The sequence below is a fragment of the Microbacterium sp. NPDC055903 genome (assembly GCF_053615555.1).
Genome location: NZ_JBSHCA010000001.1, coordinates 1300513 through 1321141 on the forward strand (window position 1 = coordinate 1300513; position 20629 = coordinate 1321141).

Annotated in this window: 20 protein-coding genes; 9 read left to right on the plus strand and 11 right to left on the minus strand. The window is 67.0% G+C overall.

What is annotated here, in order from left to right; translation table 11 throughout:
• Positions 1–30: 30 nt before the first annotated feature.
• On the minus strand, positions 31–1530 hold the full coding sequence (locus ACWGJP_RS05930; protein ID WP_452328829.1) for a class I SAM-dependent methyltransferase: 1500 nt from the start codon (positions 1528–1530) through the stop codon (positions 31–33).
• A 108-nt stretch (positions 1531–1638) separates the two neighbouring features.
• Between ACWGJP_RS05930 and ACWGJP_RS05935 the strand changes: the two genes are divergently transcribed.
• From ACWGJP_RS05935 to trxA, 5 genes are all read left to right on the plus strand, one after another.
• The gene (locus tag ACWGJP_RS05935; protein ID WP_452328830.1) at positions 1639–3825 is read left to right on the plus strand and encodes a DUF6049 family protein; all 2187 of its coding nucleotides are present in this window, start codon (positions 1639–1641) and stop codon (positions 3823–3825) included.
• A complete protein-coding gene (murJ, locus tag ACWGJP_RS05940; RefSeq protein ID WP_452328831.1) occupies positions 3822–5438 on the plus strand; it encodes a murein biosynthesis integral membrane protein MurJ in 1617 nt (538 codons plus the stop codon). The genes ACWGJP_RS05935 and murJ overlap by 4 nt, the downstream gene beginning before the upstream one ends.
• 101 nt (positions 5439–5539) lie before the next feature.
• Positions 5540–6394, plus strand: coding sequence for a phosphotransferase (locus tag ACWGJP_RS05945; RefSeq protein WP_452329500.1), 855 nt, complete (start codon positions 5540–5542; stop codon positions 6392–6394).
• 87 nt (positions 6395–6481) lie between these two features.
• A complete protein-coding gene (gene trxB / locus ACWGJP_RS05950; RefSeq protein ID WP_452328832.1) occupies positions 6482–7456 on the plus strand; it encodes a thioredoxin-disulfide reductase in 975 nt (324 codons plus the stop codon).
• A 67-nt stretch (positions 7457–7523) separates the two neighbouring features.
• Positions 7524–7847 (plus strand): thioredoxin, encoded by a 324-nt coding sequence (gene trxA / locus ACWGJP_RS05955; RefSeq protein ID WP_452328833.1) that lies wholly within the window; start codon positions 7524–7526, stop codon positions 7845–7847.
• 79 nt (positions 7848–7926) lie between these two features.
• Here the strand turns inward: trxA and ACWGJP_RS05960 are convergent, their stop codons facing one another.
• The 10 genes from ACWGJP_RS05960 to rpmH form a co-directional block, all read right to left on the minus strand.
• Entirely contained in the window at positions 7927–8262 is a 336-nt protein-coding gene (locus ACWGJP_RS05960; protein ID WP_452328834.1) for a tryptophan synthase subunit alpha, read from the minus strand.
• Between the two features lie 9 nt (positions 8263–8271).
• Positions 8272–9720, minus strand: coding sequence for a sugar porter family MFS transporter (locus tag ACWGJP_RS05965; protein WP_452328835.1), 1449 nt, complete (start codon positions 9718–9720; stop codon positions 8272–8274).
• Between the two features lie 100 nt (positions 9721–9820).
• The gene (locus ACWGJP_RS05970) at positions 9821–10774 is read right to left on the minus strand and encodes a ParB/RepB/Spo0J family partition protein (RefSeq protein WP_452328836.1); all 954 of its coding nucleotides are present in this window, start codon (positions 10772–10774) and stop codon (positions 9821–9823) included.
• Positions 10774–11715 carry a ParA family protein gene (locus ACWGJP_RS05975; protein WP_452328837.1) on the minus strand — a complete coding sequence of 314 codons (942 nt, stop codon included), beginning with the start codon at positions 11713–11715 and terminating at the stop codon, positions 10774–10776. The genes ACWGJP_RS05970 and ACWGJP_RS05975 overlap by 1 nt, the downstream gene beginning before the upstream one ends.
• 825 nt (positions 11716–12540) lie before the next feature.
• Positions 12541–13167, minus strand: coding sequence for a 16S rRNA (guanine(527)-N(7))-methyltransferase RsmG (gene rsmG / locus ACWGJP_RS05980; protein ID WP_452328838.1), 627 nt, complete (start codon positions 13165–13167; stop codon positions 12541–12543).
• Between the two features lie 25 nt (positions 13168–13192).
• The gene (locus ACWGJP_RS05985) at positions 13193–13687 is read right to left on the minus strand and encodes a Jag family protein (RefSeq protein ID WP_452328839.1); all 495 of its coding nucleotides are present in this window, start codon (positions 13685–13687) and stop codon (positions 13193–13195) included.
• Positions 13687–14748: a membrane protein insertase YidC gene (gene yidC, locus ACWGJP_RS05990; RefSeq protein WP_452329501.1), complete on the minus strand. Its 1062-nt coding sequence runs from the start codon at positions 14746–14748 to the stop codon at positions 13687–13689. The genes ACWGJP_RS05985 and yidC overlap by 1 nt, the downstream gene beginning before the upstream one ends.
• A 9-nt stretch (positions 14749–14757) precedes the next feature.
• Positions 14758–15108 carry a membrane protein insertion efficiency factor YidD gene (gene yidD, locus ACWGJP_RS05995; RefSeq protein WP_452328840.1) on the minus strand — a complete coding sequence of 117 codons (351 nt, stop codon included), beginning with the start codon at positions 15106–15108 and terminating at the stop codon, positions 14758–14760.
• On the minus strand, positions 15105–15455 hold the full coding sequence (rnpA, locus tag ACWGJP_RS06000; protein ID WP_452328841.1) for a ribonuclease P protein component: 351 nt from the start codon (positions 15453–15455) through the stop codon (positions 15105–15107). Before rnpA ends, yidD begins: the two co-directional genes overlap by 4 nt.
• A 6-nt stretch (positions 15456–15461) precedes the next feature.
• A complete protein-coding gene (gene rpmH / locus ACWGJP_RS06005) occupies positions 15462–15599 on the minus strand; it encodes a 50S ribosomal protein L34 (RefSeq protein WP_022879826.1) in 138 nt (45 codons plus the stop codon).
• Between the two features lie 311 nt (positions 15600–15910).
• Between rpmH and dnaA the strand changes: the two genes are divergently transcribed.
• The 4 genes from dnaA to ACWGJP_RS06025 all read left to right on the plus strand — a co-directional run bounded on the left by dnaA (position 15911) and on the right by ACWGJP_RS06025 (position 20589).
• Positions 15911–17302: a chromosomal replication initiator protein DnaA gene (gene dnaA, locus ACWGJP_RS06010; RefSeq protein ID WP_452328842.1), complete on the plus strand. Its 1392-nt coding sequence runs from the start codon at positions 15911–15913 to the stop codon at positions 17300–17302.
• A gap of 434 nt (positions 17303–17736) precedes the next feature.
• Complete coding sequence (gene dnaN, locus ACWGJP_RS06015; protein ID WP_452328843.1) at positions 17737–18879, plus strand: DNA polymerase III subunit beta; 1143 nt, start codon at positions 17737–17739, stop codon at positions 18877–18879.
• Between the two features lie 46 nt (positions 18880–18925).
• A complete protein-coding gene (gene recF / locus ACWGJP_RS06020; protein WP_452328844.1) occupies positions 18926–20092 on the plus strand; it encodes a DNA replication/repair protein RecF in 1167 nt (388 codons plus the stop codon).
• The gene (locus tag ACWGJP_RS06025) at positions 20089–20589 is read left to right on the plus strand and encodes a DUF721 domain-containing protein (protein ID WP_452328845.1); all 501 of its coding nucleotides are present in this window, start codon (positions 20089–20091) and stop codon (positions 20587–20589) included. The genes recF and ACWGJP_RS06025 overlap by 4 nt, the downstream gene beginning before the upstream one ends.
• The last annotated feature ends 40 nt before the right edge of the window (positions 20590–20629 follow it).

A 20629-nucleotide genomic window follows, 5' to 3' on the forward strand; every position in this document is an offset into this window, starting at 1 on the left:
CGGCCACGCCGCTCGATCGGGGCATCCGAATCAGCCGTGCAGGAAACCGTCCTGCACGAGACGACGGATGCGCGGTTCGATGTCCTCCCAGAGCTGTGCCATCGGAACCTCGAAGAGATCGGCGATGGCCCCGACGATCTGTGTCACGGTGAGGTCGCCGTCGCAGGCGCCGACGAAGGCGGCGAGCGCGGTGTCCACCGAGATCGTCCGCCCGAAACCGCCACCCTGACGCAGTTCGATGACACTCGGGTCGTCGTCACCGGGCATGAGGTGCCTGGCCTCGGTCACGTCTCCGGCGACGTAGAGCACGGCGGGAAGGCCGTCCGCCAGGGCGTCGTGCGCCTCGAGTCCCGCTCTCAGAGCGAGACCGGTCTGCGAGATCGGCTGCGCGACGCGTTCGAAGCGTCGCAGCGGTTCCGCAGAGGAGGATGCCGGACGGCGCAGCAGCACATATCCGAAGCCGACGGCCGAGACGCCGCGGTGCTGGAAGTCGTCCAGCCATGCCCCGAGGAGACGATCGAACGCCGCATCGCGGGGCGTCGTCCCTCCATCGCGGATCCACAGCTCCGCGTAGCCGAGCGGGGTCAACTCCTCCCGCTCGATGACCCAGGCATCCAGGTCGTCGGCGATCCAGGATCGGACCCGCTCCAGCCCCGGTGCGCTCCTCGTCTCCCAGTTGCCGAGGAGCTGGGCGATGCCGCCGGGTGCGAGATGGTCGGTCACGGCGGTGAGGAAGGCTTCGACGAGGGCGTCGCCGATGAGACCGCCGTCCCGGTACTCGTAGGCGGGGACGTCCTCGACCCGCGGCGTGATGACGAACGGCGGATTGGAGACGATGAGATCGAAGGACTCTCCCGCCACCGGCTCGAACATGCTGCCCAGGCGGAACTCGATGTTGCCCACGCCGTTGAGGCGGGCGTTGAGCTCGGCGAACGCCAGAGCGCGCTCGGAGACGTCCGTCGCGACGACGACACCCGCATGCCTGGCCACGAGCAGGGCCTGGATGCCGCAGCCGGTGCCGAGATCCAGCGCCCGGCCGACGGGACCGGGGACGATGAGCTCGGCGAGCGTTCGCGAGGCGCCGCCCACGCCGAGCACGTGATCGGGGGGAAGCTCTGCGCCGAGGGCGACCTCGTCGAGATCGCTGGCGATCCACCACTCTCCGACGCCGTCCGCATCGACGAACGACTGCGGGCGGATCAGCGCCAGAGGATGCACCGTCGCAGCATCCGCCTCGGCGAGGCCGAGCGCGCACAGGCCGTCGACGCCGAGGCGGGGAAGTGCCGCCGCCACCGCCGACCGTTCCTGCGCCATCCCCAGCACGAGCAGCCGGCCGAGCGTCGCGAGCGAGCCGTCGTCCTTCGCGATCGCCCGGAGGATGGGGGTGCGCAGACCCCGCGCCAGGGCGTCGTCCGCCTCTGCTCCCCAGAGCTGACGGAGGGGTTCCGAACGGAGGTCCGCGGCGTCGAGATCGGCGGCGAGCGCTGCGACGTGATGCGGATCGGAGGAGGGGAGGGCGCTGTCTGACACGGGCGTCACTCTACGCGCCTTCAGGCTGAGCAACGGCGCGCGGCCTAGAATCACAGGGTCACTGCTCACGAACCGTCCGCCGCGGCGGTCGAGGAAGACCCGAAGACCGTGATCATCCCCCGACCCGCTCCGCGTGTCCACCGGCGCCTCGCCGCCGTGCTCGCGGCGTTCGTCGTCGGCATCCTCGCGATCCTCGTCCTCGGAACGCCCGCGCATGCCGCGGTCGACGAGGAGCAGACGCAGGACGGCACGGTCGAGCTCGCGCTCACGCTCGGCTCGCACGGGGCGATGGCCGCCGGGTCCTCGCTCTCCGCGACCGCGACGATCGAGAACGGCGTCGGAGAGCAGTTGAGCACCGGCGTGCTCGCCGTCGAGCTCGGGCGCACCCCGCTCGCGGATTCGACCGCCGTGCAGGCGTGGGTCGAGGAGGGCACGGCACCGGATGCCTTCGACCAGGTGTACAGCGCCCCGACCGCCGCCGTGCCGGCGCAGGACGACATCACCGCCGCGGTGTTCGTCGCCGCCGAGGATCTGCAGGATCTCACGCCCGGCGTGTATCCGATCCGCGCATCCCTGAGCTCGGTCGAAGGGTCCGAGAGCGGGACGCTGTGGAACCTCTCGGCACGGTCGCTGCTCACGGTGCGCACCGGCGCACCGGCGCAGGTGTCCGTCCTCGTGCCGATCACCGCGACGCCCTCCTCCGGCGTGCTCCTGAGCTCCTCGGAGCTGGCCGAGCTGACCGCGGACGGCGGTGCGCTCGATGCGCAGCTCGATGGTGTCGCAGGCACGTCCGCCGTGCTCGCCGTGGACCCCGCAATCATCGCCGCGATCCGGGTTCTCGGCACCGCAGCGCCGGAGAGCGCTTCGGCATGGCTGGAGCGACTCGAGATCCTGCCGAACGAGAGGTTCGCGCTCCAGTTCGGCGATGCGGATGCTTCGGCCCAGGCGCAAGCGGGCCTCGACGGCTTGCTGGCGCCGACGACGCTGGACCCGCTCATCGACGCGGAGAACCTGGTCGCGGAGCCCACACCCTCACCTTCTCCCACCGAGGAGACCACCCCCCTTCCCTCGGTCGAGGAGCTGACGGCGATCGACGGCTCGCTGCCCGGCGTGCTCTGGCCGCGGGGTCAGGTGACAGCCGCAGACCTGTCGGCCTTCTCCGGGTTCCTCGGTACGGATGCCGTGACGGTGCTCCCGCGTGCATCGGTATCGGCCGCCGGGGCGAACGCCGTCATCGGAGAGAGCCGGGTGCTCGTCCTCGACGACGAGCTCTCGGGGTTGCTCTCCACCGCCGCGGCCACGACCTCGCCGACCGAGCGCGCCGCGCTTCTGGCCCAGGCGACCGCGGATCTCAGCTTCTCCGGTCGACCGGCATCCGGTGTCCTCGTCGGCCTCGAACGCGATGAGACCCGCACGGCAGACGCCCTGCGCGAGGCGATCGGCGTCGTGGCGGCGCAGCCGCTGGACGCGCTGCGGAGCACGACGCCCGTGAGCGGGACGATCTCCTCCGAGGCCGATCCTTCCCGCGCGGCGGCCGTGACCCAGCTGCTCGATGATGAGTCGCGCCTGGCAGCGTTCGCCACGATCCTCGACGACCCGCAGGTGCTTCTGACGCCAGAGCGCATCCGCATCCTCCGTCTGCTCGCCGTCGGAGCCGCCGAAGACGCATTCACCAGCACCGTCGCCGCGCACCGTACCGACACCGTCGACACGTTGAACGCCGTGGACATCCAGCCCTACACCGGACCGATCCAGCTCATCAGCGCCAACGTGGCCCTGCCGGTCTGGATCCGCAACGACCTGCCCTGGCCGGTTTCGCTGACGCTGGAGGTGCGCCCCTCGGATCCGCGCATCGACATCGAGCCGTACACCGAGGTGGAGGCGACCGCCTCCGGCAACACCCGGATCCAGCTGCCCGTGGCTGCCAGGGTCGCCAGCGGCGAGCTGGACGTGCGCTTCAGCCTCACCAGCCCCACCGGCGTCCCCATCGGCCTGCCGCAGAGCGCCGATGTCACGGTGCGCGCCGAATGGGAGAACATCGGCCTCGGCGTGCTGGGCGGCATCATCGTGCTGCTGCTCGGCTTCGGCATCGTCCGCACCATCCGCCGGCGTCGACGCGAGCCGCAGCACGCCGACGCGTCAGTGCTCGCTGAGCCCACCTCCCCTCAGCTCGCTGAGCCCACCTCCCCTCAGCTCGCTGAGCTTGTCGAAGCGAACCCTTCAGAGCGCGCTTCGACAAGCTCAGCGAGCTCTGAAGCGGGCTCGGACGACGCATCCGAAGAAGGAGAACGATGAGCGGTCTCGGACGCGCGAGCGCACTGCTGGGAGCGGGAACGCTCGTCTCCCGCCTCACGGGGCTGCTGCGCACCATCGTGCTCGTCGGCGTCGTCGGCGCGGTGGGGTCGCAGACCGCGGATGCCTTCGCCGTGGCCAATCAGCTGCCCAACAGCGTGTTCAACCTCATCTCCGTGGGTGTGATCACCGCTGTGATCGTCCCGCAGATCGTGAAGGCATCCGGCCATGCCGACGGGGGCAACGCCTTCATCTCGAAGCTCTTCACCCTCGGCACCGTGGTGCTCGTGATCGCCACGGCGGCCGCGATGCTCGCCGCACCGTGGCTCGTCTCCCTGCAGCTCAAGTCGTACAACGTCGAGCAGCTCGCTCTCGCCACGGCCTTCGCCTACTGGTGCCTGCCGCAGATCCTCTTCTACGGCCTCTATGCCCTGCTGGGTGAGACGCTCAACGCCCGGCGGATCTTCGGGCCCTTCACCTGGGCACCGATCGCGAACAACCTCATCTCCATCGTGGGGTTCCTCGTGGTCGGCGCGATGTTCGGCAGCAACCTCGTCGATGTCGACGCCTGGACACCGGAGATGATCGCGTGGCTCGGAGGTGTCGCGACGGCGGGGATCGCCGTTCAGGCGCTCATCCTGCTCGTGTTCTGGCGCAAGACCGGGCTCGCCCTGAAGGTCGACTTCCGCTGGCGCGGTGTCGGGCTCGGCAACGTCGGCCGGGTGGCCGGGTGGACGCTGCTCATGGCGATCTCCAGCATGGCGGCCGGCTTCTACCAGAACTGGGTCGTCGGCGAAGCATCCGGATATGGTGCCGGGCTCTTCGTGATGAACAACGCGTGGCTCATCTTCATGCTGCCGTACTCGATCATCGTGCACTCGATCGGAACCCCGTACTTCACGCAGCTCTCCGAGCACGCCAGCGCCGGACGCGACGACGACGTCCGCGCCGACATCTCACGCAGCATCCGCACGCTCGGCTTCTTCCTGATGGGCGCTCTCGCGGCCGTCGTGGCCGCAGCCGTTCCGCTGTCGCGCATCTTCACGAATTCCGCGGCGGATGCCGTCGACGCCGCCGTCGTGCTGATCTGCTATCTGGCGGGGCTCCTCTCGCTCGCCGTCCTCTTCATCGTGCAGCGCACGTTCTACGCCTATGGCGACACCCGGACGCCGTTCTTCTTCACGCTGTTCCAGTGCGTGCTCATCGCGGCAGGCGCCAGCGCGGCCTGGGCCCTCTCCGCTGCAGGCGTCCTTCCGCTCACCCTGCTGGCCGCGGCCGTCGCGCTGAGCCAGTCGATCGCCGGCACCGTGCAGACCATCGTGGCGACCGTGCTGCTTCGCCGCCGCCTCGGCTCTCTCGAGACCGGACGATGGATGCTCGCCCTCGGGCGCTTCACCCTCGCCGCCATCCCCGCCGCAGCGGCCGGGTGGGGCGTCTTCGTGCTGCTGGGCGGCGTCGGGGGGTGGACCGTCGTCGACAAGATCTTCGGTGCGCTGGGCGGCGGCATCATCGGCGCCGCCGCTCTGGTGGTCTACATCCTCTTCCTCTGGATCCTTCGCGCCCCCGAGTTGAAGGTCGCCGGTTCCCTCGTCCGGCGCTTCCTGCCTGGGCGCTGATCCGCAGGATCGGATGCCGGATCCCTGGCGGGTAGGGTTTCCGGATGGCACGCGCGTAATGGTCTGACCTTCCCGACGGCATCCGGAACCGCGTCGAGGGCATCGCGGGCAGTCTCCAGACCGAGGCGACCACGCCCGATGGCGGCTTCTCGACCGGCGTCGCGTCGCAGGTCGGTTTCGCCGACGGCACCCGCCTGTTCGTCAAGGCCATCCCGACGTCCACCGAGGGCACGTATGAGCTGTACACGCGGGAAGCCACGATCCTGCGCGGTCTGCCGTCTCGACTGCCAGCCGCCCGTCTCCTCGACGCCTTCGAGCAGGAGGGATGGTTCGTCCTCGTCATCGAGCACGTCGTGGGCAGGCACCCCCGGCAGGATGCCGCGGACGCGGACACCGCTCACGTCCTCGACGCCATCCACGCGCTGTCGCTCACACGGGCGTCCGCCGCGCTGCCGACGCTCTCCGACGAGCTCAGCCCGGACTCCGGCTCCTGGCACCGCCTGCAGGCCGACGGTCTCCTCGGGGAGACCACGCCGTGGTGCCGGGAGCGGGTCGACACCCTCAAGGACCTGGCTGCCGGGGTGGGTGAGGCCGTCGCCGGCGATCGCCTCATCCACGGCGACCTCCGAGCGGACAACATTCTCATCGACACGACAGGGCACGCGCGTCTTCTGGACTGGCCGTGGGCCGCCCGGGGAGCCGGATGGGAGGACGCCCTGCTCTACCTGCTCGATCTTCTCGTGGCGGATCCGGATGCTCCCGTCGACCCTCTGCTCGGGCATCCAGTCTTCGCGGAGAGCACGGCAGCGCAGCAGAACGCGCTGCTGGCAGCGATCGGCGGAGCATGGTTCGAGAAGTGCCGGCTGCCTGCGCCGACGGGGATGACCCAGCTGCGCGCCTTCCAGCGCCGGGAGGCTCTCACCGTCGTGGACTGGCTGACCCGCCGGATCCCCTGAGCAGGGCGTCGTCGCGCCGACGGCTGCGGGAATGCCGCGCGGCTACCATTGTTGAAGCAGGAGAACCCATCCATCGACGGAGAGCACATGCGTCAGGTCATCATCATCGGCTCCGGCCCCGCCGGATTCACGGCCGCCATCTACGCGGCACGCGCGAACCTCGAGCCGCTGCTCATCGCGAGCTCCGTGGAGGTCGGCGGAGAGCTCATGAACACGACCGAGGTCGAGAACTTCCCCGGCTTCCCCGACGGCATCCAGGGCCCCGACCTCATGGCCAAGCTCCAGCAGCAGGCGGAGAAGTTCGGCACCGAGGTCGTCTACGACGATGTCACCTCGCTCGAGCTCGACGGCCCCGTCAAGAAGGTCGTCCTCGGCTCCGGTGCGGAGCACGAGACCCGCACCCTCATCTATGCCACCGGCTCCGCGTACCGCAAGCTCGGCATCGAGGGCGAGGAGCGTCTCTCCGGGTACGGCGTCTCCTGGTGCGCCACCTGCGACGGATTCTTCTTCCGCGAGAAGACGATCGCCGTCGTCGGCGGCGGCGACTCGGCGATGGAGGAGGCGACCTTCCTCACCCGCTTCGCGGACAAGGTCTACGTCATCCACCGCAAGGACACCCTGCGGGCATCCAAGATCATGCAGGAGCGCGCCTTCGCGAACGAGAAGATCGAGTTCGTCTGGAACAGCGAGGTCGCCGAGATCCTCGGCGGAGACAGCGTGACCGGCGTGCAGCTGCGCTCGACCGTCGACGGGTCGCTGCGCGACCTGCCGCTGGACGGCCTGTTCATCGCCATCGGCAACGACCCGCGCACCCACCTCGTGCACGACAAGCTGACGCTGACGTCCGAGGGCACGATCTGGGTCGACGGCCGCAGCTCGGTCACCTCGGTGCCCGGTGTCTTCGCCGCCGGCGACGTCATCGACCCGCACTACCGCCAGGCCATCACGGCCGCCGGCTCCGGCACGGTCGCGGCCCTGGACGCCGAGCACTTCCTCGCAGATCTCGAGGATGCCTCGGTGGAGGAGCCCGCTGCCGAGGCCGCCGAGGTCATCGTGGCCTGAGAGCCGCGGAACACTTTCCCCTCGCCCGCTGTTGTAGCAGGCGACACCCCGAACAAGGAGATCTCTGATGACTGCTAAGGCGACGAGCCAGGCGACGTGGGATCAGGACGTGCTGCAGGCCGATGGCACCGTCCTGGTCGACTTCTGGGCGGAATGGTGCGGCCCGTGTCGCATGGTCGCGCCCGTGCTGGACCAGATCCAGTCCGAAAACGCCGACAAGATCACCATCCTCAAGCTCAACGTGGACGAGAACCCCGAGCTGGCGATGAAGTACCAGATCACCTCGATCCCGGCGATGAAGGTCTTCGCCGCCGGTGAGGAGCGCAAGACGATCATCGGCGCCAAGCCGAAGTTCGCTCTCGAGCAGGATCTCGCCGAGTTCCTCGGCTGATCGGTCATCCCGACGACGAAGGCCCGCCTCATTCGAGGCGGGCCTTCGTCGTATCCCGCGTGGTGTCTGCGGAGAGGCGTCAGGAGGCGTCGGCGATCGTCGCGTCCCAGCGGCGGTACGAGGGTCCATCGCCGATGAGGCCCCAGACCGCCGAGGTGAGCTCGGGATACTCCAGCGCGATCTGCCGCATCACGCGATAGTTCCTGGCGGCGTTGGGGCGCACCCCGTCGTTCGCGGCGATGTTGTCGGCCCTGAGCAGATAGACGACCAGCTCGTCGATGCTGGGCAGCTCCTCCATGAAGTCCCACGGGTCCTCGCCGCTCAGCAGCCGTTCCTGGATCAACACTGCGAGCTCGTCCGCCGCTTCCGCGCGCAGCACTTCGAGGCTGGCACGACGGGGGATGGCTTCGGTCATGCATCCAGCCTACGCGCGCTTCGGACGCCCCCGGCGCACGACCTCGACGGTATCGGTCATCGACTCGAGCTCTCGGCCCTTGGTCTCCGGAACCTGGAAGTAGACGAAGAAGAACGACAGGATCGCGAAGAAGGCGTAGAAGCCGTAGGCGAACGTGAGGCCGATCTCCGCGAAGGCGGGGAAGGTCGTGGAGATGAAGAAGTTCGCGATCCACTGCGCGGCGGCGGCCACCGCGAGCGCCCCTGCGCGGATCGAGTTGGGGAACATCTCCCCCAGCAGGACCCAGACCAACGGTCCCCAGGTCGCGCCGAAGAACACCACGAAGCCGTTGGCACAGATCAGCGCGATCAGCGACCACGGCTGCGGCAGGACGACGCTGCCGTCCTGGAGCGTGCCGAACGAGAAGGCCACCGCCATGAGGCCGAGGGTGACCGCCATGCCGATCGATCCGGTGAGCAGCATCGGGCGTCTGCCGACCTTGTCCACCAGCAGGATCGCGACGATCGTCACCACGATGTTCGTGACGGACGTGATCACGGAGGTGAACAGTGCGCTCGACTCATCGAAGCCGACCGACAGCCAGAGCGTCGTGGAGTAGTAGAAGATCACATTGATGCCGACGAACTGCTGGAACACGCTCAGCAGGATGCCCACCCACACGACCGGCTTCAGGCCGAATCGGCTGCCGCGGAGGTCTCCGAGGGACTCCTTCTTCTCCACGTTCAACGTGGAACGGATCTCCTCGATCTTGAGGTTCACGTCCGTCTCGCCGGAGAAGTCGAACAGCACCTGGGATGCCTTGTCGATCTCACCCCTGGCGACGAGGAAACGTGGCGACTCGGGCAGGCGCAACGCCATCACGCCGTAGACGATCGCGGGGATCGCCTCTGCCATGAACATCCAGCGCCAGGCGTCGATCCCCCACCACAGCGGAGAGGCGGCGCTGCCGGCGGCGTTCGCCAGGGCCGCGTTCGACACGAGCGCGGCGAAGATGCCGAGGACGATGGCGAGCTGCTGCAGGGAGCCGAGTCGCCCTCGGATGCGAGCCGGCGACACCTCGGCGATGTAGGCGGGCGCGATGACGGATGCCGCGCCGACGCCGAACCCGCCGATCACCCGCCAGACGATGAGGTCGACGACGCTGAACGCGAAGCCCGAACCGATCGATGAGACGAGGAACAGGATGGCGGCGATGACCATCACGGGGATCCTCCCCCATCGGTTCGCCAGGGACCCTGCGAACCAGGCCCCGACCGCGCAGCCGAGAAGGGCGGAGGAGACCGCGAAGCCCTTCAGCGCGGCGCCGAGATCGAAGGCCCCCGCTAGAGCATCCACCGCGCCGTTGATGACCGCGGTGTCGAAGCCGAAGAGGAACCCGCCGAGGGCCGCCGCGATGCTGATGCCGATGACACGTCCGCTGATGCGTCCGCCCGGTCGTGCTGTCCTGCCGTCTGACATGGAGAACTCCCCCCGCTCACCGCGAGTCTACGACTCTGGGTGCGCGAGGGGAGCGGCGACGCCCTGATTCATCGACACCGGGCATCGCGGGACGCGGATGTCAGGAGGCGTAGCCCTCTTCGCCGATCTCGGCGAGGATGCGGTTGAGGTCCTGGATCGAAGCGAAATCGATGACGACCTGGCCTTTCCGAGCCGTGAGATTGATCTTGACGCGCGTGTTCAGGCGATCTCCGAGCTTCGTGCCGACCTCGTCGAGGTACGCACGGCGCGCACCCGGCTGCGGCTTGGAGAGCTTCCCCGCGCCCGCCTTCGGCGTGTTCTTCGCCGCCTCTTCCGCCGCGCGCACCGAGAGATCCTCGTTGACGATCTTGTCGGCGAGCTTCTGCATGGCCTCCGGGTCGTCGAGGCTGAGGATGGCTCGCGCGTGACCGGCGGAGAGGACGCCGGCTGCGACGCGCTGCTGGACGGGGATCGGCAGTTTGAGCAGGCGGATGGTATTGCTGATCCGCGGCCGCGAGCGACCGATGCGATTCGCGAGCTCCTCCTGGGTGATGCCGAAGTCCTCGAGCAGCTGCTGGTAGGCGGATGCCTCTTCCAAGGGGTTGAGCTCTGACCGGTGCAGGTTCTCGAGCAGAGCATCGCGCAGGAGGTCCTCGTCGGTGGTCTCCCTGACGACCGCGGGGATGGTGTCCAGCCCGGCCTCGCGTGCGGCACGGGTGCGGCGCTCGCCCATGATCAGTTCATACGCACCCTCGGCGTTGAGCCGGACGACGACGGGCTGGAGGACGCCGAACTCGCGCACGCTGTGCACCAGCTCGGCCAGATCCTCGGGATCGAAGTGGGTTCGCGGCTGACGAGGGTTGGGGACGATCGCGTTCGGGTCGACCTGGATCAGTCGCACGCCGGGGATGGCGGCCAGCTCAGCCGTGGCATCCTGTTCCGCGGTCGGCGTGATCTTCGCGCCGGGGAAGAAGACGTCGACGGGGCGCTCGGCCTGGTCGGTCGTGGGGATGAGGGCTCCGATCCCCCGCCCGAGTCCGGTTCGCTTGGCCATCAGTTCTCCTTGCTCTGCGTGGTGCTGTGTGCGGGCGTACGCCGCGCGATCTCGACGGCTACTTCCCGGTAGGCGATCGCACCGGCCGAGGATCCGTCGTAGCCGATGACGGTCTGCCCGAAGCTCGGCGCCTCGGACACCCGGACGGAACGGGGGATGACGGTGTGCAGCACCTGCTCCGGGAAGTGGTTGCGCACCTCATCGGCGACCTGCTGAGCGAGGCGGGTGCGACCGTCGTACATCGTGAGGAGGATCGTCGACAGATGCAGCTTCGGATTGAGGTGCTTCTGGATCATCTGGATGCTTCCGAGCAGCTGGCTCAGCCCTTCCAGGGCGTAGTACTCGCACTGGATGGGGATGAAGACCTCTGACGCGGCGGTGAAGGCGTTGATGGTCAGAAGCCCCAGCGACGGCGGGCAGTCGATGATGACGAAGTCGAGGGGATGCTCCGCGAGATACCCCTCGAGGGCGCGCGAGAGGCGGTGCTCACGAGCCACCTGCGACACGAGCTCGATCTCCGCACCGGCCAGGTGGATCGTACTCGGCGCACAGAACAGATTCTCAGACTCCGGGCTCTGCTGGATCACATTCACGAGCGGGGAGTCATCGATGAGGACGTCGTACACGCTGGGTACGTCGGCGCTGTGCGGCACTCCGAGGGCGGTGGAGGCATTGCCCTGCGGATCGAGGTCGATGACGAGAACCTTTGCGCCGAGTCCGGCCAGAGCGGACGCGACATTCACCGCCGTCGTCGTCTTGCCGACGCCGCCCTTCTGGTTGGAGATCGTGAGGATGCGCGTCTGGGTGCCATCGAAGCGGAGTTCCACGGCTTCCAGGGATCGGCGACGGGCACTGAGATCCGCGAGTTCCCGGGCGAGGGGGGTGTCGATCCCGAAGCCTTGATCCGGCGATGTCTGTTCGGACTGTTTCACGTGAAACATCCACTCCTTTCGGGGCCGCATCCAACTCTAATCGAGGTCAGGGACACGACGAACCTTCGGACGCTGCGTACAGATGATGGATCGCTCCTGGCCACGCGACTATCCGTCCTGATCGTGGTCATGTTGTTTCACGTGAAACACAATCACGCGACCCCATGAGCGGGCCGTCCCACCGACCAGTGGTCACTTCTCGCCTCGGTCCGCTGCAGCGCAGGGTCACTCGATCACCCGCGCGCGTGGCCGCATGCTCCTCATCGAAAGCATTTCACGGGCAGAGTCACGCCCTCATGACTCCACGACGAGCGCGAGTGATGTTTCACGTGAAACACGAGAGGACGTGCGACGCGGACCTATGAACATCTCGTCGGCCCACCTCGCCGGATGATCGAAGACCACTCATGTCTGATCGCCATCGACACCGGCCATCCATGATCCGGTCCACCATCGTGTGGCGCGCCCTGCAGGTGGGGCGTCACCACCCACGCCACGGCTCGCCGCGCCGACGGCATGTTTCACGTGAAACAGTGTCAGCAGTCGGTGTCGGGCGAGTGGCGTCAGACCAGATCACTCCCCATCTGCACGCCAACACGGACCGGTTCCGACGGAAGAATGGTCGGTTACCTGACCTCATCCTCTTCGCTCCACCCGCGGGAATGCCGGACAGAGGATCCATCCATACCAAGAACGCAGGCGCCGATCCCGGCAACACTTCGTCACCGCCGATCTTCGGCGCGAAATCTCATGGGTGCGCGTACGTCATGGACAACGCGCTCACAAAGAACGGGGGAGTGTTTCACATGAAACGCTCCCCCGTTCAGCCGATCATCAGGCGCGGACGAACGCGCGAATGACTCGGGTCTCCTCCGGGATCACACCCTCACCGAGGACCTCAACCCGCACATCGCTGAGGAAGAAGCGCCGGATCTGCTTCTCTGCCGCGGTGATCTCCACCGGGGCATTCATTCCCTTGAGCAGCACGAGCTCTCCCCCGCTGCGAACGAGCGGTGCGGTGATCGGGATCAGTGTGCGCAACGCACTTACAGCGCGGGCGGTCACGACGTCGAAGGACCCCGCGAGGCCGACGTCTTCTGCCCGAGCACGCACGACCTCGACGTTGTCCAGCCCCAGCTCCGATACCTGCTCATCGAGCCAGTTCACCCGACGCTCCATCGGCTCCACCAGGGTGAAATGCACATCAGGTCGCGCGATCGCCAGGACGATTCCCGGGAGACCGGCACCGGATCCGATATCCGCCGATCGACCCGTGAACAAAGGCGCGGCAATGGCGGAGTTCAGGATGTGCCGGGTCCAGAGACGGGGCAGCTCCAACGGTCCGATCAGACCACGCTCTTCACCTTGCTCAGCCAGGGCGGCAGTGAAGGCCCGCGCTGCGTCGATGCGGTCGCCGAACAGTGTCTGTGCCGCAGCCGGCTCGGTCTCGAGGTCACTCATCGTGCGGGATGTTTCACGTGAAACATCAGTGCCGGCGAATCACGGTGTGGCGATCCGCACCGTCCCCGTAGGACTCGGAGACAAGTCCGCGCTCCGACACGATGTCATGCACGAGCTTGCGCTCGTAGCTGGACATCGCGGGAAGCGACGCCTTGGTGGCTCCTTCATCCAGCTTCGCCACGGCGGCGTCGACCAGGCGCTCGAGCTGACGACGGCGCGCATCCCGTGATCCGCCCACATCCAGGATCAACCGCGAGAACGCACCGGACTTGCTCTGCACCGCAAGGCGCGTGAGCTCCTGCAGCGCCTGCACGGTGTCGGGGCCCGAGAGAAGCGCGAGGCCGTCTCCCTCTGCCTCGACCGAAACATAGGCACGTCCCTGGCGGACATCCAGCGTCAGGTCGCCGTCGATGTCCGCGATATCCAGCAGCTCCTCGAGGAAGTCCGCCGCGATGTCGCCTTCGGCTTCGAGATCCGAGACACTCGGTTCCTGGCGCTCCACCACGTCGTCGATGCTCATCAGTTGCTGCCCTTCTTCTTGGCGCGCTTCTTGCCCACCGGCTGCTGACGCTTCGGGGCCTCGGCCTTCGCGCGCTCGGCCTCTTCGAGCAGCCGCTGCTGCTCCGCCTCGTACACGGCCATCGGGACGACCTTGCCCGATCCATCGATCGCCTTGCCCTTGCGAGCAAGCCGCTCCTCGCGCGCCTTCGCGGCCTCCGAGCCAGGCGTCGGCATCTCACGGATCACCAGGAACTGCTGGGCCATGGTCCAGAGGTTCGACACGAACCAGTACACGACGACACCGAGCGGGAAGAACACACCGGAGAAAATGAAGCCCAACGGCAGGATGTAGAGCATGATCTTCTGCATCTGGTACGCCTGGCCGGTCTTGGCCTCCGGAGACAGGTTCTTCGAGATGATCTGCAGCTGAGTGAAGAACTGCGACGCGATCATGAGCACGACGAGGATCACCAGCAGAATGATCGCCGTGACGTTCTGCGTCTCGATGGCGTTGCCGAGCGTCCCGTGCAGGGAGACGGTGCCGAAGATCGTCGCGTCGTAGAACTGCTTGGTGAGCTCGGCGCTCAGCAGACCGACGCCTCCGATCCCGGCATCCGCATGCTTGGTGACGTCGTTGAGCACACTGAACAGGGCGAAGAAGATCGGCATCTGCACGAGCAGCGGCAGACAGCTCGACATCGGCGTCGTGCCGTGCTTCTTGTACAGCGCCATCGTCTCGCGGCTCATCGCCTCACGAGAGAGCTGATCCTTCTTGCCGCGGTACTTCTCCTGGACTTTGCGCAGTTCAGGAGCGATTTCCATCATCTTGCGCTGGCTCTTGATCTGACGGACGAAGAGCGGGAAGACCGCTGCGCGCACGACGATCACGAGGCCGACGATCGAGAGGATCCAGGTGATCCCGGATGCTGCGCCGAGGCCGACCGTGGTGAACAGCCAGTGCCAGGCGACGAGGATCAGCTCGACCGCCCACTTCAACGGCCAGAGGATAGTGCCGAGCAGATCGAAGCCGCCCCCCGATGACTCGGAGGACGGTGTCGCAGAGGCGAGCAGAAGGTCCAGGCCCACTGATCAGTCCTTTCGAAGAGGCACGACGAAACCTCGGGCGGTCAAGTCGTATCGGAAATGGTCGTGGGGACGGACGTCGTCGACGCCGCCCGAAGTCCAGGGGTTGCATCGCAGGATGCGCCAGGCCGAGAGCGCCGCGCCCTTGACGGCGCCGTGCTGCTGAACCGCACCTACAGCGTATGCGGAGCACGACGGGTAGTACGCGCACACGTCTCCGTAGAGCGGGGAGATCACGGCACGATAGGCGGTGAGGAAACCCAACACGAGATTGCGGGGTACGAGAGGGATGCTGCGCAGCGCATCGGATGCACGAAGGTGCGCGGAGCCTGAGGCGTACGACGGGAGCGCACTCATCGCGACACCGGCCGGAGCTGACGAGTGATGCACCGCGTCACGTCGGAGCGGAGCTCGGCGAAGGAGGCGGTCGCAGACACAGGAAGGGCACGGATGACGACATCCGTGCCCTGAGGAACCTCGGTGAGCAACTCGGCGCACACGGCTTTGAGCCGACGACGCACGGTGTTGCGGATCACTGCGGTACCCACCTGCTTGCTGATGATGAACCCGAATCGGGCCGCTCGCTCCGTCTCGGCGGTCGTCAGGATCGAGACCACCAGCCGAGGCCCTCCGCACCGGGCACCGCGTCGGACCACCTGTCGGTAGTCGCTGCCGCGGGTGAGTCGATGCGGACGGGCGAGCACAGCGGGTTACGCGGAGAGCTCGGTGCGGCCCTTCGCACGGCGGGCCGACAGAATGGCACGGCCGGCGCGGGTGCGCATGCGGGCGCGGAAGCCGTGCTTCTTGGCGCGACGACGGTTGTTGGGCTGGAAGGTGCGCTTGCTCATGAGATCACTCCGGGGACGACTGTCACCGGATGCGTTCGACCGGAGACATTTGGAAACTGCCCGAATGGGCATAAGTCAACCGATTTAGAGTACGTCAGAGCCGAGCGCAGAGCAAATCGCCCGGCGACGCAGCAGCGCCCGGAACAGACCGCGCACAGCCATTATCCACAGCTGTGGATGAACCGACCGGCACAACACGCCCGTTGATTTTCCGGGCGCAGGTTGCCCTTCATCGGTGCGATGACTACCGTGGCACGAGTAGTTATCCACAGGGGGGCCCGCGACTCTCCGACCTTCACGACCGGAGCGCCATGACCACTCCCGCCTATCCCGACGTCCCTGTCTGGAACGAGGTGCGGGAGATCCTGATCGGTGACGATCGCGTCACCCCGCAGCTGCACGGCTTCCTCTCCCTGGCGGTCCCCGCGGGGATCATGGGCGCCACCCTCTACCTGGATGTGCCGAACGATCTCACCGCCGCGCAGATCAACAAGCGCCTGCGTGTGCCGATGATGGAGGCGCTCGCGACGATCGGCGAGGAAGTCACCTCCTTCCGGGTCGTCGTCAACCATGAGCTCGCCGACCAGCCCACCGCTCCGATCGCGGTGCCGGACTTCGCCAGGAGCGAGCAGCCCCGACCGGAGTCGCCGATCGAGCAGCCGACGGCGATGAGGCACGAATCCCGGCTGAACCCGAAGTACACCTTCGACAACTTCGTCATCGGCCAGTCCAACCGCTTCGCGCACGCGGCGGCCGTGGCCGTCGCCGAGGCACCGGCGAAGGCGTACAACCCGCTCTTCATCTACGGGGACTCCGGGCTGGGCAAGACCCACCTCCTGCACGCCATCGGCGACTACGCGCAGTCTCTCTATTCGGGCGTGAAGGTGCGGTACGTCTCGAGCGAGGAGTTCACGAACGACTTCATCAACTCGATCGCCAACAACCGCGGCTCCGCGTTCCAAGCGCGCTACCGCGATGTCGACATCCTCCTCATCGATGACATCCAGTTCCTGCAGGGGAGGGCGGAGACCCAGGAGGCGTTCTTCCACACCTTCAACACCCTGCACGATCACAACAAGCAGGTCGTCATCACGAGCGACGTCGCGCCGAAGCACCTCACCGGCTTCGAGGACCGCATGCGCAGCCGGTTCGAGTGGGGCCTCATCACCGATGTGCAGGCGCCCGACCTGGAGACCCGCATCGCGATCCTGCGCAAGAAGGCACAGAGCGAGTCGCTGCACATCCCCGACGAGGTGCTGGAGTACATCGCCACCGTCGTCTCCTCCAACATCCGCGAACTCGAAGGCGCCCTCATCCGGGTGACCGCCTTCGCGAGCCTCAACCGCTCAGCGCTCGACATCGCCCTCGCCCAGACGGTCCTCCGCGACATCGTCGACACGGCGGAGGACAACATCATCTCGCCGACCGACATCATCACCGCGACTGCGGGCTACTTCAAGCTCACCGTCGACGACCTCTACGGATCGAGCAGGTCGCAGCAGATCGCGACGGCTCGACAGATCGCGATGTACCTCTGCAGAGAGCGGACGAACCTCTCACTCCCCAAGATCGGTCAGCTGTTCGGCAATCGCGACCACACCACCGTCATGTACGCGTACAAGAAGATCAGCGAGCTCATGAAGGAGCGCCGCTCGATCTACAACCAGGTGACCGAGATCACCACCCAGCTCGGGCGACGCTGACGCTGTCCCCCAAACGGTCGACTTGACGCGTTCGACACGCATCCGATACGACCTTTGCACATGTGGATAACTTGTGGATGACAGCCGAGGTTAACGGGATGAATCACATTTCCGAGCTCGTTGCTGTGGATAACCCAGAAGCATCCTGCCGTCGTCCACATCGCCGGATTCCCCGGATTCCTCAGGGATTCCACATCTCACAGCCGTGTAGTTTCCTACTCTCCACTGATATCCACCGAGTTATCCACAGTATCCACAGCTGTTAACACCGTTAAGGAGTTAACCCGGAGAGAGGGCGATCCGATCACCTCGGAGGTGTGGAAACCACAAGAAACCCGGCCTTACGGCGCGGCCACGGTGTGGGGCTACGATGGGAAGCCCTGACGTGAGCCGCGCTCGCGTCGGATTCTTGTGAAAACGACGAGGGAGCGCCCGTGAGGTTCCAGGTCAACCGCGATGTCTTCAGCGAAGCAGTGTCCTTCGTCGTCAAGCTCCTGCCCCAGCGCAACCCGCAGCCGATCCTGGCCGGCGTGCTGATCGAGGCGGGCGACAACGGACTGACGCTCTCCGCCTTCGACTACGAGGCATCTGCGCGCACGACCATCGAGGCGACCGTCGAGCAGCCGGGCACGATCCTGGTCCATGGCCGCCTGCTCTCCGACATCGCCAGCCGGCTCCCCAACGCGCCGATCGAGATCGCCCTCGGCGACGATGGGGGGATCGCCGTCACCTGCGGATCCGCCCGGTTCACGCTCGCAGCCATGCCGGTCGAGGAATATCCGTCGATCCCCGAGGTCAGCGGGTCCTCCGGCGTGGTGCCGGCCGAGGACTTCGGCACCGCCATCGCCCAGGTCGGCTTCGCAGCCTCCCGCGATGACGTGACCCCCGTGCTCACCGGCGTGCAGCTCGAGGTCTCCGGTCACAGCCTGAGTCTCGTCGCGACCGACCGCTACCGCGTCTCGCTCCGTGACGTCCCCTGGGACGGCGATGCCAGCGAAGGAACGGCGCTCGTCCCGGCGCGCACTCTGCAGGAGGTCGGCAAGACCTTCGCTCACGCGGGCAACATCGAGGTCGCGTTCTCCGGCGAGGGCGATCGTGAGATCATCGCCTTCACCGCAGGGAACAAGACCGTGACCTCGCTCCTGATCAAGGGCAACTTCCCGCCGGTCCGCCGGTTGTTCCCCGAGCAGACCGACCACTACGCCGTCGTCAACACCGCGGATCTCATCGAGGCCGTACGTCGTGTCGCCCTCGTGCTCGACCGCGCGGCCCCGCTGAAATTCACGTTCTCCAGCGACAGCGTGACGATGGATGCCTCGGGCAGCGAGCAGGCCAGGGCATCCGAATCCGTCGACGCGCACCTGTCCGGTGGCGACGAGGTCACGCTCGGTCTCAACCCGCAGTACCTCATCGAGGCTCTGGGCGCGGTCAAGAGCGAGTTCGTCAGGGTCACGTTCACCTCGAGCGACAACGCCAACAAGCTGAGTCCGATCCTGGTGACCAGCCAGACCTCGGTCGATCAGGCGGGCAACGACTCGTACAAGTACCTGCTGCAGCCGAACCTGCTGCTGCGCTGATCGCTCCAGGGGCGCCGTGTCAGAGGCGCCGGTTAGGCTGATCCCCGTGATCGTGGAGCACCTGAACCTGGTCGACTTCCGCAATTACGCGACGGCCGAGCTCTCGCTGTACAGCGGGCCGAACGTCCTCGTGGGTCGCAACGGACAGGGCAAGACCAACCTCGCCGAGGCCATCGTCTTCCTCGCGACGCTGGGGTCCCATCGCGTCTCCTCCGACGCGCCGATGGTCAAAGACGGCCAGGAGTTTGCGATCATCCGCGCACGACTGGGGGTCGGTGAACGCCGTGTGCTCGTCGAGGTCCAGCTCAACCGCCAGGGCTCGAACAAGGCGCGCATCAACGGCTCTCCCGTGAAGACGAGCGAGCTGCCCCGCTATGCGCATGTCGTGCTGTTCGCACCGGAGGACCTCCAGATCGTCCGCGGCGACCCGTCGTCGCGGCGACGATTCGCCGACCAACTCCTCATCCAGCGGACTCCCCGCATGGCGGCCGTGCTCGGCGACTACGACCGGGTGCTCAAGCAGCGCACCGCGCTGCTGAAGTCCGCCCGCGCCAGAGGCGTCAGAGGGGATGCACTGACGACGCTCGACGTCTGGGACGACAAGCTCATCGCTCTCGGCAGCGAGATCATCGTCGCCCGCCAGCGACTCGCCGCCGACCTGCAGACTCCGCTGGCCGAGGCGTACGCCGCCATCGCCGGAGCGGATCACCGTCCCGAGCTCGAATGGGCGCTCTCCATCCGCGGCGGCGATCCGGAAGAGGGCGAGGCGGCGTCGACCGATGCGAGAGGCGAGACGGCGGAGCTGTTCCGTGCGACCCTTCTCGCCAAGCGTGCGCAAGAGCTCGACCGCGGGCTCACGCTCGTGGGGCCGCATCGCGACGATCTGCTCATGCGGGTGAGGGATCTGCCGGTGAAGGGGTACGCGTCGCACGGAGAATCCTGGTCGGTGGCACTCTCACTCCGTCTCGCTTCCGCGGAGCTGCTGCGCGCCGAGTCCCCTGCGGGAGACCCCGTCCTGATCCTCGATGACGTGTTCGCCGAACTCGATGCCGAACGGCGGCGCCGACTCGCCTCCCTCACGAGCGGCTACGAACAGGTCATCGTCACAGCGGCGGTCGAGGAGGACATCCCCGACGTGCTGCACCGGCATGTCGTGCGCATCAGCGCGGGTACCATCAGCGATGAGCGCGGCGAGGAAGGGAGCGAGGCATGACGGAGCACATCACGCACACGGCATCCGACGTCCCCGAGACCATCGCGACCTATCTTCGGCTGCGTGGGCTCACGCCGAGCGCGAAGAACTGGAAGCGCAAACGTCGCATCGTCGACGACGAGAACGCGCCGTTCACTCCGGGCCGTGACCCCGGCTCGCTCGGCGCGATCCTTGACGTGCTCACCAAGGAGTCCGGCTGGGAGTCCACGATGGCCCGCGAGGACCTCGTGCGTCAGTGGGCGGAACTCGCCGGCGCCGACACCGCCAAGCACTCCGACCCCGTCTCTCTGGAGAACGGGATGCTCACGATCAAGTGCGATTCGACGGCCTGGGCGAAGAACCTGCAGTACATGCGCGGGACCATCCTCACCGAGATCGGACGCAGGTACCCGGCGGCGGGTGTCGAGAACCTCCGTTTCATCGGACCGGACGTCCCCTCGTGGAAATGGGGGCCGAGAGCCGTCCCAGGGCGGGGCCCGCGCGATACCTACGGGTAGGGCATCATCCGAGGCATCCCGATCGATTTGAGGGCCACAC